The sequence below is a fragment of the Nitrosopumilus sp. genome, from assembly GCA_029862745.1.
In the GTDB taxonomy this organism is placed as follows: domain Archaea; phylum Thermoproteota; class Nitrososphaeria; order Nitrososphaerales; family Nitrosopumilaceae; genus Nitrosopumilus.
In genome coordinates this window covers 216,871-231,534 of record JAOTWS010000004.1, presented here as the reverse complement: position 1 = coordinate 231,534, position 14,664 = coordinate 216,871, and the positions used below count along the sequence as shown (strand labels likewise).

The 14,664-nt window shown below is 33.0% G+C and carries 18 protein-coding genes and 1 tRNA gene; 11 read left to right on the top strand and 8 right to left on the bottom strand.

Translation table 11 applies throughout. The features are described 5' to 3' along the window. Positions 1-47 precede the first annotated feature (47 nt). A tRNA-Ile gene (locus tag OEM44_06225) sits at positions 48-121 on the top strand. A gap of 471 nt (positions 122-592) precedes the next feature. Here the strand turns inward: OEM44_06225 and OEM44_06220 are convergent. The 4 genes from OEM44_06220 to OEM44_06205 all read right to left on the bottom strand — a co-directional run bounded on the left by OEM44_06220 (position 593) and on the right by OEM44_06205 (position 4,826). Beyond that, complete coding sequence (locus tag OEM44_06220) at positions 593-2,266, bottom strand: ethylbenzene dehydrogenase-related protein (protein MDH3516394.1); 1,674 nt, start codon at positions 2,264-2,266, stop codon at positions 593-595. 382 nt (positions 2,267-2,648) lie between these two features. Further along, a complete protein-coding gene (locus tag OEM44_06215) occupies positions 2,649-2,840 on the bottom strand; it encodes a hypothetical protein (GenBank protein MDH3516393.1) in 192 nt (63 codons plus the stop codon). A gap of 539 nt (positions 2,841-3,379) precedes the next feature. Next, complete coding sequence (locus tag OEM44_06210) at positions 3,380-4,054, bottom strand: adenylate/guanylate cyclase domain-containing protein (GenBank protein MDH3516392.1); 675 nt, start codon at positions 4,052-4,054, stop codon at positions 3,380-3,382. A gap of 565 nt (positions 4,055-4,619) precedes the next feature. Then, positions 4,620-4,826, bottom strand: coding sequence for a hypothetical protein (locus tag OEM44_06205; protein ID MDH3516391.1), 207 nt, complete (start codon positions 4,824-4,826; stop codon positions 4,620-4,622). A 429-nt stretch (positions 4,827-5,255) separates the two neighbouring features. Between OEM44_06205 and OEM44_06200 the strand changes: the two genes are divergently transcribed. After that, complete coding sequence (locus OEM44_06200; protein ID MDH3516390.1) at positions 5,256-5,432, top strand: hypothetical protein; 177 nt, start codon at positions 5,256-5,258, stop codon at positions 5,430-5,432. Between the two features lie 182 nt (positions 5,433-5,614). Here OEM44_06200 and OEM44_06195 read toward each other — a convergent pair whose 3' ends face one another. Continuing rightward, entirely contained in the window at positions 5,615-5,830 is a 216-nt protein-coding gene (locus OEM44_06195) for a hypothetical protein (protein ID MDH3516389.1), read from the bottom strand. A 338-nt stretch (positions 5,831-6,168) separates the two neighbouring features. Here OEM44_06195 and OEM44_06190 point away from each other — a divergent pair, with 338 nt between their 5' ends. Further along, positions 6,169-6,435 carry a VOC family protein gene (locus tag OEM44_06190; GenBank protein MDH3516388.1) on the top strand — a complete coding sequence of 89 codons (267 nt, stop codon included), beginning with the start codon at positions 6,169-6,171 and terminating at the stop codon, positions 6,433-6,435. Positions 6,436-8,013: 1,578 nt separating this feature from the next. Here the strand turns inward: OEM44_06190 and OEM44_06185 are convergent. Both OEM44_06185 and OEM44_06180 read right to left on the bottom strand, forming a co-directional pair. After that, complete coding sequence (locus tag OEM44_06185) at positions 8,014-8,892, bottom strand: PEFG-CTERM sorting domain-containing protein (protein ID MDH3516387.1); 879 nt, start codon at positions 8,890-8,892, stop codon at positions 8,014-8,016. Positions 8,893-9,358: 466 nt separating this feature from the next. Continuing rightward, positions 9,359-9,577, bottom strand: a complete 219-nt coding sequence (locus tag OEM44_06180; protein ID MDH3516386.1) for a hypothetical protein — start codon at positions 9,575-9,577, stop codon at positions 9,359-9,361. A gap of 198 nt (positions 9,578-9,775) precedes the next feature. On the opposite strand from OEM44_06180, the gene OEM44_06175 reads away from it, so the two are divergent. The 8 genes from OEM44_06175 to OEM44_06140 all read left to right on the top strand — a co-directional run bounded on the left by OEM44_06175 (position 9,776) and on the right by OEM44_06140 (position 13,279). Further along, the gene (locus OEM44_06175) at positions 9,776-9,973 is read left to right on the top strand and encodes a hypothetical protein (protein ID MDH3516385.1); all 198 of its coding nucleotides are present in this window, start codon (positions 9,776-9,778) and stop codon (positions 9,971-9,973) included. Between the two features lie 182 nt (positions 9,974-10,155). Next, complete coding sequence (locus OEM44_06170; GenBank protein MDH3516384.1) at positions 10,156-10,356, top strand: hypothetical protein; 201 nt, start codon at positions 10,156-10,158, stop codon at positions 10,354-10,356. A gap of 40 nt (positions 10,357-10,396) precedes the next feature. Continuing rightward, positions 10,397-10,768 carry a hypothetical protein gene (locus tag OEM44_06165; protein MDH3516383.1) on the top strand — a complete coding sequence of 124 codons (372 nt, stop codon included), beginning with the start codon at positions 10,397-10,399 and terminating at the stop codon, positions 10,766-10,768. A gap of 167 nt (positions 10,769-10,935) precedes the next feature. After that, positions 10,936-11,082, top strand: a complete 147-nt coding sequence (locus OEM44_06160; protein MDH3516382.1) for a hypothetical protein — start codon at positions 10,936-10,938, stop codon at positions 11,080-11,082. 236 nt (positions 11,083-11,318) lie between these two features. After that, a complete protein-coding gene (locus OEM44_06155; protein MDH3516381.1) occupies positions 11,319-12,038 on the top strand; it encodes a hypothetical protein in 720 nt (239 codons plus the stop codon). Between the two features lie 574 nt (positions 12,039-12,612). After that, positions 12,613-12,846 (top strand): Lrp/AsnC ligand binding domain-containing protein, encoded by a 234-nt coding sequence (locus OEM44_06150; GenBank protein ID MDH3516380.1) that lies wholly within the window; start codon positions 12,613-12,615, stop codon positions 12,844-12,846. 15 nt (positions 12,847-12,861) lie between these two features. Further along, the gene (locus tag OEM44_06145) at positions 12,862-13,101 is read left to right on the top strand and encodes an Lrp/AsnC ligand binding domain-containing protein (protein MDH3516379.1); all 240 of its coding nucleotides are present in this window, start codon (positions 12,862-12,864) and stop codon (positions 13,099-13,101) included. Positions 13,102-13,111: 10 nt separating this feature from the next. Next, positions 13,112-13,279, top strand: a complete 168-nt coding sequence (locus OEM44_06140) for a DUF1059 domain-containing protein (GenBank protein ID MDH3516378.1) — start codon at positions 13,112-13,114, stop codon at positions 13,277-13,279. Between the two features lie 517 nt (positions 13,280-13,796). On the opposite strand, the gene OEM44_06135 is transcribed toward OEM44_06140, so the two are convergent. Next, a complete protein-coding gene (locus OEM44_06135; protein ID MDH3516377.1) occupies positions 13,797-14,561 on the bottom strand; it encodes a hypothetical protein in 765 nt (254 codons plus the stop codon). Between the last annotated feature and the right edge of the window lie 103 nt (positions 14,562-14,664).

The window sequence follows — 14,664 nt, the reverse complement described above, 5'->3', positions numbered from 1 at the left end:
TGTTAATCTCATAACATTTTATACCTAAGAAAAAATTAATCTGCTTAGGGCCCGTAACTCAGCTTGGTAGAGTAACCGGCTCATAACCGGTGAGCCAAGGGATCGAAGCCCTTCGGGCCCATATTCTACAGTATTCAAGACCTGCTTTTAAGCAAATGAAATATGACATTATTGAAAAAATAAATCTTGACCATCAATAATCTATATTCTAACAGAGGTTGGAAATTGCCTTTAGGAATGATGAAATAACAAACTTTGGATGATCTAATCTGAAATTCAAATTTTACATTTTAGATGTTCTTTGGAACAAAAAATTAGAGGACGGTTTAATCCTCGTAAAAAATCCAGGACAGTCCTTGAACTTCTTCCCAACTTGATTCATTTTGATTATCTTGATTGCTCATGATACAATATTGTAAAACCTGAATAAAAGAAGAACGTATGATTCCTCAGAATGATCTAAATACTATTTCTGCAAGATTGAAGATGTCTTCATAGGATCTGTCACCAAGATACCAAACGTTCTTGGTCTTAAGATCCAAAATACAATTAATTTACAAAATAAACAAGATTCAAATTATTTTTGTTGTCGTTATTTATCTAAAACTAAAATTCCCCAGTCAGTTGCCTTATGCATTCCACCAATCTCTCCTTTACCCCCATCCCACACGGCAAATGCAATCTTGTATCTTTCACCTAGATTGAACTGTTTGTCTATTGGGCCAAAATTATCTACATTCACATCTGAGGTCTCAAGTGGTCTTGAGACCTCAACTATCCATTCTTTTGTAATTTCATTATAAGATGAGGCAGAAGATACTTCGTTGTTTCCTCCATATTTGTCATCATCATCTCTGTAATAGTGCTCTTTTAGCTGCTCAAATGGTCCTGCAAACTCATCATCAATTTTATCATATGATTCTGTATGTGTGTCATATGCCTTCCAATGCCATATATCGACAACTCCTTCACCTATGGTTCTCTGGGCAACCTTGACATGAGGTACTCCTGCTGCTCCCATTGCAATATCGGAATCCCCTGAAATGTCGAATCCTACTGATATTCTATCAGATGGAGTAGACTCATCGTTGTTTGCATCGTTGTCTTGCCATCGCATCAAAAGATAGAGGTTGCCATCAAAAGTCTGAGCCTTGACATTGATTTTTCTGCCTTCATCATCAAATACTGTCATGAACATGCTTTCAGGTACATCATTCCAATCGTCACTATTTCCATCAAGGATTATTTCTGTCTGAGATCTTGGAGCATCTATTCTAGTTGGCTCTGGTTCGGGTTGACTAGGATCATTCACAATAAGAAATCCTTTCTGTTCATTGTGTCCTGCTCCGCACATTATCGAACAGTAAAATCCAAATGTTCCAACCTTGTCTGCAACAAAGTCAACTGTTGCAGTCTTTCCTACACTCAAAGGCTCATTAATGCCAAATTCATCTAGTGCAAATCCATGAGTCACATCAATGCTGGTAATTTTTAGAATTACTCTGTCTCCTTGATCAACTTTGATAAACTGTGGCTCAAACCCCCACTGAAATGCAGTTACATCAAATGACTTTGTATTTTCATCTCCTGTAGCAGTACTTTGAATGGTTTTTTGTTTTTGAGTTTGTTTCTGCTGCATTTCCAACATGGTATCTACCATTTGTTGTCGCAATTGAGGATCATCAATCATTTGGTTCATCATGTTCTGCATGTGTTGTGGATTGTGCATCATCCATTGGTTACCAACTGGGCACCATGGACAAGATGTTGTCTGAGGAATCTGAGACTCTGTAGATGGTTCGCCTGTAGGACACATAGGACAACTACTGGGTCCACCACCACCCATCATCATGCCTTGACTCATTCCATGTCCCATCATTCCATGTCTTTGCATCATGTCTGTCATGTGAGGATGGGCAGTCATGTGTTGCCACATCTGGGGATTATTCATCATGTTAGTCATTACTCCTTGCATTTGGTGTGGATGTTGTGAAAGCAAATCCCAATCAAAATTGCCCCATCCTCTATCTGCCAATCTAAGATAACTCTGGGGAGTGACACAAGTGGGCATTCCATTAGAGTCTTGCATCATTAAGACCATGTCTGGGCTGCACATTACCTGGCTGGGATTATTGATCATACGCATTTGGTGGTGTGGAGGAATAACTTGGTCCGATTGGGCAAATACATCATTGATGAAAAATGAACTTTGTGAAATTGAAAGTATTCCTAAGATAAGTAGCGATAATAGAAGCAATGATTTCATTTGATACAATTTTATGTTTTTCTTCTTTAATATATTATCTAGAATCTCCTTTTTTGAAATGGAGTATCGTTATCTCTAAATCCCTTCTCTAAGATCGAGATATTTCATATACCTCTATCATCTATGCCGACAATACTGTACTCTTCAAGTTTGGTAGATTCTTTCTTGATATATCGAATTGATAAATTAACACCAAATTGATACCGAAAAGATAGGCATAATCGTTCAAACTTTCGGAACATTTTACCGAATTGATAAATTATTACTCCTAATTGATAATCTCCGAAACCGAATTGATAAGTTACATCACCGAATTGATAGTTGTTTAAGTCAAATAAATAAAAAAATATTGGAGTAGTCATTTCTAACTATTTTTCTAATGTCAGTGTCTGTAGTTTACACTCTTTTTGATTTTAAAATAATTGTGTAACCACCATCCGCCAAGTCCTGCAAATACTAATCCTGTAAATACTGCCATCAACTTTACAATGTTAAAATTTCCAGTAAGGTCAAGACCTTTTTCATCCTTAAGATATTTTGTGAACTCTTCGGGTCTTGCATTAAACTGACTCAAATTTCTCATACTGCTTGCACGATACACCCTAGGGTTTTTGTCAGGTCCCCTTTCCTTGCTCCGCTTTCTTCTTCAATTTATAGTGTATTTTGCATCATTAGTTTCATTTATCATTCCGGTATTCTCTTCCAACATTCCGGTAGAATTTTCTATCATTCCGGTATCTGGATTTATCAATCCGGGAGGGGAATTGTTTATGGATTTTTTAGCAAAACAAAGTAAAGAATAATCAATACAAAAGAAATTATACAAAAAATTAATAACTAAACTTTCCTTTGCAGAATCGGATTTGCATAATTTTCATGTGTGTAATACCAAGATTCCATGTTCCCATTATCTAAATACCTTTTAATCTCTTCAGAATGAAATGATGAGACAGTATCACCATTTCCCACATCCTTGTTCTCGGTATCTATTATCAATAATAAACACCCATTAATTTAAGATAAACTCTATCTGTCGTTAATTGAGCATCTGTCAAAGTTTCCATCCTTATCACATCATATATTGTCCAAGTTGAAATATGTCTGATATCAAAATCATTTCCTTTGAATCTCATATACAGGGTATGAATACTTCAATCCAATTGAGAATCCTTTTACTTCCTTGAATTTGTAATCATCAAATTTTTTTACCATGCGATAAAGATCCCCTCCTATCACGGAACAATTTTTTGTGGCAGCATAGTTTATCTTTGAGCACATGTTTACAGGCGATCCAATCATATCTAAGGATTCAGAAGTGTTTGACTTCATCAAAACTACAGATCCGTAATCAGCACTGATTCTATAATTCACAGGAGGTAATCCTTCTCTGGCCAGTCTTTCGCATATTTTATCATGGTATTCAAGCATTGCAAGACTGCACTCTATACATGACATGAATCCATATTTTCTAGTTGATTTTGATGACTCTGGAAAATAGTATATCAGGCAATCCCCAACATTTTTTATCACAAAACCGCCAAACCTGGTCAGAATCTTTGCCATGGAGTTTAGAAATATTTGGTAGTACCTTGGGATCTTTTCATTTCCAATAGTGGCTGCAATCTTTGTAGATCCTACCATGTCAACTAGTCCAACACAATAACTTTTGGTTTGTCCAGAAAATGCAACTAGATAATCTGAGGGATTCATGGCTCTATTAGAATTATCAATACTGTCATCTAACACTGAAAAATTGTCCTCAAATACAATTTCTTCTTTTATGGTCATAATGAAAATCCCCATGTGAGGGCAATTATTGAAACCGCGCTGGAAAGATAAAACGAATAGTACGTTCGCCTGTACCTTGGCCTCATCTATGCAATCACCATTTTTTTAATTTCAGCAGTCTTGCACAGGCCAATTAAACAATCATGACAGAGATATTCGCCGGACGTATTCTTGCAACCGCAATCACATGTACACGTATAATCATTCATTAATTGAGCCCAGAGAGATGAAGCCGTACGGCTGTGAATTGAACAGTATTCCAAAAATCATTCTACCTTAGATGGATCAGTCTGTCATATAAAGGGGCGTAATGTCTCATAAAGTGTTTTTCGTTACTTTTTATGATTTTTTTTGAAGATTATTGTCTAAATGTGAAAAAACTTTTCAAAATTATCAACTACGATCAGACTTTCTATCGGCAATTTATCGGTAGTTTCGGAAAAGTTTCAACAAAATCTCCGAATTGATACCGAATTGATAATCGCTGTCTCCGAATTGATAGTTCATTCCACCGAATTGATAAAAAATATCAGAAAAGCAGCTAGTTCTAACTGCTTTTCCAACATCAGTATCTGTTTACTGTGTTATTGTCGTTTCCATTTTTGTAATAGTTATACAACCACAATCCACCAAAGATTGCAATCATCACTACACCAAAAATCAAGAATGCATTCCCAATTCTAGAGTTTCCAGTAATGTCGACTCCTTTCTCATCTTTGAGGTATTTTGCAAACTTTTCAGGCCTTTCCTTAAACTGTACATAATTCTTCATGTTGTTTGTATGATATGTCCTAGGTCTTTTGTTAGGTCTTCTTTCTCTGCTCCACAGTTTTCTTTCTAACTAAAACATTATAAAATATAACAACGTAACAGACTTGAAATCTTGAAAAAGTTAATTAGATTAGGGGTTTCGAATACTGGAGAAAACGGGAACCTTCGGGCCCACTACCATCTACAGTCCTAAAATAGGATCCACTTGTAGTAATAATATTATTATGCAAATGGAGATACCTTTTGAGAAGATAAACATACGTAACGAACCATATCAATTATTTTTAGATTCAATTAGAAGTCAAGTGACTGCAAGAAAATACAAAAACGCGCTGTATACATTTCTCAAACTCATCATTCCAAATCAATTATACATTAATTCTTTGGGAAAAACTCCTACAAGTAGAACTCCGCAAATCTTAAAGTATTATTGTATAACCATGATCCTAATTTTGGAATAATCAATTCACTAAAAATTAATGACATTACAATTAGTTTTGGTGATTTACCTGAATGTTTTAAAATTATATCTCATGATACATGTGTCATTCCAGTTCCACAAGAGTATCTTACTGGTAAATTAGTAATTTCTGGTGAAAACATTTAGGATGGAACTACAAAAACCACATTACCTGAAATAGATGATCATACAATTAATCCACCAAATAGTAAAGCTGAAAATTTGTTATCTGAAGGTCTATTCATAGAATAGATTAGTGTTGTTGGGATTGTCTTTAATTATTTTAATTGAATATGTAGTGTATAGAAAGTACAGAGAGAACTAGTGAATTAATTATTTGTAAATTTCTTGTTCCAATCTCTTGCCCATTTAATCATCAAGTAAATTGAGAATATAGTCAATGTCACTGATGATGTAATGCCAATAACATTGTATGGTATGGTGTCAGACTTTGTCACTTGTGGTTTAATTGGAGTCATGTAAGGAGGTGTAGGCATGACTGTATCTGAACTCATCTGCCCACCAAAAGGATCAATCAATGTCATTTCATAATATCCAATTAATGACAGTCTTAAAACAATCAAAACTGAAGGAATAATGACATACAAAACATATCTTTGGAGTTTTTTTGATCCTGTAAAATACCCAAATATTAATGGGAGATATTATTGCAAAGACTACCTGCCAAGGATGCTGACCTACCTTTTGCAGGCACAAAACAAGACTAAATTTGTTTCATTTATTTCATTTTAAATAGTTTGTATAAAATAGCAATTTTATGCCAAGAGTAACTCATTTTGAGATTGCAACAAATGATCCTGCAAAAACACAGAAATTTTACAGTAATGTGTTTGGATGAAAATTTGACAAATGGGGTGGACCGATGGAATACTGGATGACAAAGACTGGAGATGACAAGCAGCCTGGAATTAATGGTGGATTGATGAAAAAGATGCCTGGTCAGGCATATGGCATCATAAACTATATGGAAGTGTCATCAGTTGATGAGTTCTCAAATAAAATAAAATCCGAAGGCGGAAAGATAATTATGCCAAAAGAGAAAATCCCACAAGTAGGTTATTTGGCAATATGCTCAGATATTGAAGAAAATATGTTTGGCATAATCCATCTAGATGACAATACAAAGTAAAAGAAAATAAAAAAATCTGAAATATTAAAAACATCATGTAGCACTGAAAACAAAATCACAATATCCGTAAAAAAGATCGATGATAGAAAATTGTAATTTTGGATCTTAAGACCAAAAACTAGCGCTAGTAATTTTGGTGACAGATCCTGTGAAGACTAGTGCAACATTATTTTAAAATAATTGTATTTAGATAATGCTGACAATTTATCACTATAAAACAAAATCTAATTCTATAAATCAATAATCTTCCTTTTTGTAAAGTCAGTTTCCCATGCACCAACTTCCATCAGAACTACTCTATCGTCTTGCATTTCAACTACTTGATATTTTTTTCTTTTTTGCATTTTGTAATGATTACATAATTAGTATAAAAGGTTGATGAATCAATTACTGGTACAAATTAGCAGTGAGATCTAAATAATGTGATTATAAATTAACAATGGAATTCATACGGGAAGAGTCATTATCTAACCGTTTAACCGACCAACCGACAGACAGACCATGACATATGGGATTGGACAAACTTTGGCCCAATTCCTATGCTATTATTATTGTAACATGTTCAAACATTTGCGGTATGGTTTCTTATATCACAATAACCTAATCGTTTTGTTATAGTTTAGTTTCTTATATCACAATAACCTACGTTTCGATATCGTTTTGATTTTAATACAATTACATTGATTATTTTTCTGAACAAATCATTTCTGAATTTTTTATACAAAATTTGTAATTACACTAACATGACTCAATCCAACAACTCACAATCTTGGGAAGAAGTACAACAGGTGTCTGCAATTTAAAGACAACATGCGGAATCTTGGAAAGAATCTATCTATTGGTAACTTGTGCACTTACAAAATCTGTGATCCTACAAGTGTAATTAATTATTCTCCAGAATGATATCAATATTTTACGCAAGGTAAAGATCACAATTCCAGTCTGTATTATATCATAAAGTTAGATTTTGTAAATCTGTTAAGTTCTGATGAGAATCAAATGAATGGAAATATGTGGGTCGTACAGGCGTCAATAAGTAACATTTAAGACCATTTCATAAGATATTAGGTATTTCATGTAAATTCAGATAATTTTGATATAAAATCAGGTCTACATACATCCTGACACCGTAAAATACGGTGTCTATTCAGAATACACTATTTTCGATTTTCAAGCACTCAGATGAGCCTCAATTATTGAAGCTAAATTCAGAATGAGGTCAAGTTACTGAATCACTACAATTTGGGTCATATCCTTCGATGAAATTATTAGAAAATAATCTAGAATATGCTGTCATACAAAACAGACATCTAATTGTAAATCTTAAGTCCAATCTGATACTTAGAAATCTCTATGATAAATTTAGCACTAAATTATCTGTCCTTATTCAACTATCTATTGAAACATCTTTTGTATTGTTGATGCCGTTTCTGTTTGAAAGAATTAATTATATGATTGGATATTTCCGCCAGTTCGGTTATTGCAGGGATCATTTCTGTTTTACATTTTGCTGCGTATCATTATAACAAGAAACCAATTAAAATTATACAAAAATACAAAGAAAAAATTGATTTGTTACTACACTCTTGGCATTATAGATAGTCTTGACTTTGCAGACATTGCAATTATAGATATGATTGCAACAGCTAGAATCATCATTGCAATGGCTCCAAACTCTGGAACAACATTTGAGAATATCACGTTTTCACCTATTGGTCCTGCTTTCTCATCTATGCCAAAACCCTGAAAGACAATTGTAATATCTACTGGATCAGAAGAATCTAATGGTGTTGTACTGTGCTTGCCTTTGCCATCCTGGTGATATGTGCCAATATTTTCTAATACTGTATTGCCATTCTGTGTCACCTTAATATCATAATTAACATGATCTGCACCTTCAAACTCAATACCAATCTCCATCTTTTCACCTACTGTTGGTGTTGTAGTCCAAGCTAAAATCTTTGTACCATCAGAGAGCATTCCTGTTACTGTGGATTCTCCCATCATTGCTTCTCCTTGATTTACTGTAGGTTCTACTATGGGTTCTCCTTGATTTACTGTTGCTCCTGCTGCTACCACTGTTACAACTCCATCCATCCATGGATGAACCATGCAAAAGTAGTTGAATTTTCCTTCTTTCTCAAATGTATGAGAAAATGTTGTTCTAGTCATAAACAAACTGGAATCAAATTCACCAGAAGGCCCACCAGCTGCACTACCTGCAGTCACTGTATGTGGTTCATTGTCATTATTTGACCAGGTTACTGTCTCGCCAACTGCTACTTTTACTTCGTAAGGAATGTAACATGTGTTTATAACCTCACATCCTCTAAGTGAAGATCCTAGAGGTACGCTTACCATGGTTTCTGCAGAAGCAAATGGGACTGCCATAATTAAGCTTGCAATAGTCACTGTAAGTATTATTGAAAAGAATGTCATTGTTTTCGTTATTTTCACTGATAAACTGACTTGATGAAAAGATAATAAAGTTTTTGAACAACAAGTATCGGTGTAGTCTTCATTATCCGTAGTTGAAAAATCTCTCTCTTCTATTGATTATTCTAAAATCATGAAAATCCAGATCATCTTCTTATGTGACATTGCAGAATTTAAGAAAATGCCAATATCACCAAACAAATTTACGGAATCTTCTCCATAGATGTTAAATTCCATTGTGCAGTAAACGTTACAGAGTGAGCAATGCCAGTATTGTGATATTGGCCAAACATTGTTTGGTCTCACTCTGATACTTTTCTGATGAAATAGCCTGTTCAACGATTCATTTCTTTCAAACAAACGTTCAGGATTGATTCCGTCTATATTAAATTCTATTATTGATATCATGCGTCAAGGTGTGAGTATTGTCAATTCTTGCAGAAATTGATCAAGGTATGGCAATCTTTGGCTCTAATCCCTGAAGCTTTCATGACACTGATGGAGAAGAGTTTTTCATTACTTCATTAACCTTTTTTTCTTCTAAAGACATAATCTTTTCAAATTCTTTTCGTAATTCATCATATTTACTCTCTTTCTCTTTCATCTTTGAAAACCTAATCAATCTTATTTCTTCTACAATGGCATTAATTTTGTCGTTAGTTTCAAATATTATTTCATCAATTTTCTTTGATGATTCTTGATCCATAACAAAGTATGCACGTCATCATAAATAATTATTCCGAGATTTCATTGTTCATTAATTTCGGAAATTAATTTCTGAATCATAATTACACTAAGAGTAGAAAAATAATACGTAGTAATTTTCCAAATCCAAGATGGTAATCATTTGTTTTTTAAATTGTTCTGAAATTGTTATTTACCAAAAGAGACATCATAATTATTGATGGATGGAGAATTGCACAGAAAAATAAACGAGGCAAAGTCACTTCATAAAAAATATGTGCAGATGATGGGTGAGCACATGGTTAAGGAAAACGTGACAGATGAGGATTTTAATCGAAGAATCATGAAGGTGTACCATTGTATGATAAGTGCATATGATGAGATTAACCAAGAAATTGGGCTATCCTACAACAAATGATGTATATCTTTTTCACAGGAATATGTTTTCAAAGAAGGTAAATGTCAAAATTTAGGCAATTTACAGATTCTAAAAAATTTCATAATTTCTTAGAGACAGAATCAACAATAAACATGACTGTATCAAAACAAAAAACTTGTTTGATTTAATGTTACAAAATCTGACAAGTTTTCATTATTGTATTGCTCTACTTTATTGAGGATATAACCAATACTAGTTTTAGATTAAACATATACGATACAAGATCAATTTCATGTGTAGGCTGTGGAAAAGCAATTGGTGAAGTTGATTATGATGCAGAGATCATTCGTCCAAAGTGCGGTCAGTGCTCAAATCCTACTCCTGATATCAAAGATAAAATGCCTTACCTGATCTCTCGCTAGATCTTGACTTTGTTTATAGTCAACAAAAAATTTACAATCTATGACGACTTACTACATACTATTGGATTATTCTAAATTATGTTCTTTGATTTTAGGTATAGAGCCACAAATTAGAGGAGTTTTTGTTTATCATCATAATGGTGAATTATTGGCCGGAGGAATGCGCAATGGCATTAAAGCATATCTTCCTCTTGAAGAAATAACAAAGTCCATCCACAATACCATTTCACGCTGGAAAACCCGAGCATCGCTTTATCCTTTCTTTGGTCCTGGGAAATATTCTATTACAGAATATAAAAAAGTCAAAAGGATTACTTTTCCATTAAATACTCACTACATACTTGTAGTGAGTGTAGAAGTTGAAGTAGATCATGATAAAATAATTGCCAAGATACTTCAATTAATAAATTAAAGAAATTATCAAATTGATTTATTTTTTGTAAAAAAAGTAAACGAATATTCATTTTTGCTACAATATAATTTTTATTTCATGTTGTTACATCTAACGACGGTAGTAGTCAACTGAACGAAAACGTTGGTACGGGGAAAAATGATCAATGGACAAGGTCAGTGGATCTTGTGTTGGGTTTTCAGATGATTACTCATAATTTTTGTATTGTTAGTATAACTGTGGCTCAAAAATATATCACAGACAAAGAAGGATATTCCTCATGTGACCAAAGTGCAATAATAATTGAAATAACAGTAATTGATCTTTTGATGTAAACAATTCTAATTCATGTCTAACATGCAAGTTACAATAACACTAAGACTGTCAATACTACTGGTTCTTTAGAAATTGTCATGCATCCACAAACAAATGTTTTAGAGTTTGTATTTGTTTCATCCAAATCCATGTTACTAATTAACTAAATAAATATTTAAGAAAATTATAAAAGTCTTTATGGATATAAAGTATTTCTATAATCCATGTTATATTCATCTAATTGTAATAATAATTGATGACTTTATTGCTAATGACTGATCCAATATTGGAAAAAATTCAGAAGCATTTTGAAAGTTTGGGATTAAAATCATCAATAGTTGATGAGAAACTAGATTTTGAGCTAGACTACAAAGACGTGCATTTCATGGATGGAAAAAATGGAATAGGTACTGCAGGAACATTGAAACTAGAGAATTTCCCTATCGATTATCTACATATCATCAAGAAGCAAGAATATGCAAAATGTGATTTTGCTGTAGGCGGCCATGTCGGAATGGGGGTTCACATTCATTCTTGGTATAAGATGCGATTCTTTCTTTCATTTCCAGAATCAATAAAATTAGGACCATTTGATATGGGAACGCTTACAACAATTAAAAAAGGATTATTGCATTCAGAAGTTGAAAGTTTTGCCTGGAATGGTTATCAGAAACTAACTACCCTGCCGCCGGGATTGGTGCGAGATAATGTATCTGATGCATTGCATTCAGATCAAAAATTGAAACAGTTAATGATGAAATGTTTACTAAAAGAAAGAACAATTATTGTCTCAAGATATTCTCCAACAATACCTGAGGAAGTTACAGCAAAATCCACAAACTCAAAAATCAAAATAGAGTCAACATGGAAACTCCAAAAGGACATGCTCATAGATCAAAATACTTTGAACATGTATGAAATACTTGCAAGAATTGTTAAATCTACAGTAAACACTCTAAAGTATCATTTAAAATAATGTCGCATGACATTGGATAAAATTTGATACATAATCAATTTAACAATGAGATAAATGCCAAGATAAAATCTAGTTTGAATTCATTTCTGTAATGCCAGTTATTACATAATACACATCAAAAGTTTTATTGTATATTATCAACTTGCTATATTCATAAGAATTAATTCTATTTGACTAGTAGTTTTTTTAGCATAAAAGTAAAATAATCAAAATTCATTTTTTGTGAAATTTTAATTTCATAGTAAATTAATAATCTAAAGGATGCCAATGAACTTGCATTAACTCACATTCGCAATTTACTCTTCTGCCGCATTTAGGACAATTACAATCACAAAGTAACAATGATGATCCACATCCAATGCACTTTGTATATTCAGCATAATCTTCTTTCATCTTTCTTCAAGTGTAATTAGATCTAACTAGAAATTAAAGAGATTAATTGTTTTTATTAAAATTTGTTTGAATTTTCATGTATTTATCTTAAATTTGTAACTATTTCTATTGAATTCACTAAAATATGATTTTCTCTTAGATGTGTTGTAGTAATAATGATTAAAGAGGTTTTGGTGATACTGTGAAAAAGGCATTTGTGTTGATTAGTTGTGATCTAGGAAAGGAAGAAGACACTCTCATTGCATTAAGAACCATGAATCAGGTAAAAGAAACTCATGGAACTTGTGGGGCTTACAATATTGTAGCAGAAGTAAACTCATATGATACTGAATCATTACGTGAAACCATAACTTGGAAGATTCGTACGTTGCCATCAATTAGATCTACTCTTAGCCTCATGGCAACAGAGGGATAAAACTAGGAGAACACTATGTCAAAAGCATTTGTTCTGATAAACTGTGAATTAGGTTCTGAAAAACAAGTAATATCTGATCTAAAAATAGTTGATTGTGTAAAAAAAGTTAACGGGGTATTTGGTACTTATGATATTTTAGCAGACTTGGAATGCGACAGACTTGAAGAGCTAAGACAGACAATTATTTCAAAGATTAGAAGAATTGATAACATACGTTCAACTACAACCTTGATTGGGATAAAGGGACAATGTTAGGTGAGACATCATAGTAAAACTAAGATGTAGTGATTACGGATTTGAGTGTGATTTTGAAGTAGATGGTGATGAAGACCAAGTCGTAGCACAATTTATGCAACATAACAATGAAGAACACGGGATAGACTATAGAAAAGAAGTCGTGAAACAATTCATATTGAGAAAATACCACACCTAGTTATTTTAATATCTGCATTAGCACAAATCTCAACATATGTGGCCGCAGATACAATCTCTGATATACTCTCAAGAAAATGATTCTATGCTGTTTGAACGGTATGTTTCATGTTCTTTGTCTAGACTCCTTTCTTTGCTTCGCAGTTTTCCTTCTAACTAAAATATTATAAAATATAACAAAGCAACAGACTTGAAATCTTGAAAAAGTTAATTAAATTAGGGGTTTCGTATGCTAGAGTAAACGGGAATATCCAAAAGACATTTGATTGGCATCATATTATCAGACATGAAAGTAGAGATTTAAAATTACATGGATGTAAAATCTAGAGTCGTTAACATGAGTTTTGAAAATTATTGCTCATGCTATTACAACATATAATTGGAAATTAATTGTCTTGAATGCAAGCAAGTTTCAATGGAATCCGGTAAATGGGGTTAACACATCATGTCCTTATTGACTATTGACAAGTTTGCTTCATATGATCTGTTTTCTTCCAGATTGATGCAAAATTCTGAATTTATTGTAACATGTCTTCATATATTATGATCATCATTTTTTGCTCGAGATGTTTTATAAGATCTAATACTATTTGTTGCTGTTTTTGCTCCAACAGATTTACCTTTACTTGAGATGATACATCGTTAAAAACAGTATTGTTACCAACTTGTGCCTTAATCATATCCTTATTTTCTTCAAAGAAAATCTTTACTTCTTCGTCACTTACCTGAATCTCTGTTTTTGAGATCTCATCAATCAGCACTTCATTTATGATAAATTCCTCTCTAAATCCATTCAGAGCCTGCTCATATGTAGTTCCTGCTTCCACTAGTTTCTCTTCAAATTGTTCCTTGGATAATCCGGCTTGGGTGTATGTGGCAATCAATTTCTCTTCTGCATCTATAATAGTTATTACAACATCACGGTTTTGTGCCTCTTCAAGAAGCAAAATTTTTGTAATAATCATATCCAATGCAGATGCACTGTTAAGTCTTTGTCCTTGAGAGAATCCTACCTTGATGACGTCATTTACTTCATCCAATCTTATCTCTTGACCATTTACCTCTGCTACAACTGGATTGTCCTCAATCTGTGATTCTAATTTTGAAATTTCAGGATTAAAATCAAACTGCATGTTTTTATCTGAATCTAAATCTGCAATGTATGATCCTACAAAAAAAGATGATACTGAAGATATTATAACTAGTCCCACAAGTAATGTAACAAATGTTACTTTTTTCATTACCACGTTATTGACATTGTTAATTGAATTCTCATTTTCCACTGATAATCACTATCCTATGATTTTTAATTAGCGTATTTATTAACTATGATTTGTAATTGTAAAGTATTCTCGATTAATGTCTGAAAACGATAAATTATTCAAT

Coding starts and splice junctions, on each gene's coding strand:
- OEM44_06220 (MDH3516394.1), bottom strand. CDS start 2,266: ATGAAATCATTGCTTCTATTATCGCTACTTATCTTAGGAATACTTTCA.
- OEM44_06210 (MDH3516392.1), bottom strand. CDS start 4,054: ATGACCATAAAAGAAGAAATTGTATTTGAGGACAATTTTTCAGTGTTA.
- OEM44_06205 (MDH3516391.1), bottom strand. CDS start 4,826: ATGAAGAATTATGTACAGTTTAAGGAAAGGCCTGAAAAGTTTGCAAAA.
- OEM44_06195 (MDH3516389.1), bottom strand. CDS start 5,830: ATGACATTGATTGATCCTTTTGGTGGGCAGATGAGTTCAGATACAGTC.
- OEM44_06190 (MDH3516388.1), top strand. CDS start 6,169: ATGGAATACTGGATGACAAAGACTGGAGATGACAAGCAGCCTGGAATT.
- OEM44_06180 (MDH3516386.1), bottom strand. CDS start 9,577: ATGGATCAAGAATCATCAAAGAAAATTGATGAAATAATATTTGAAACT.
- OEM44_06175 (MDH3516385.1), top strand. CDS start 9,776: ATGGATGGAGAATTGCACAGAAAAATAAACGAGGCAAAGTCACTTCAT.
- OEM44_06165 (MDH3516383.1), top strand. CDS start 10,397: ATGACGACTTACTACATACTATTGGATTATTCTAAATTATGTTCTTTG.
- OEM44_06155 (MDH3516381.1), top strand. CDS start 11,319: ATGACTTTATTGCTAATGACTGATCCAATATTGGAAAAAATTCAGAAG.
- OEM44_06145 (MDH3516379.1), top strand. CDS start 12,862: ATGTCAAAAGCATTTGTTCTGATAAACTGTGAATTAGGTTCTGAAAAA.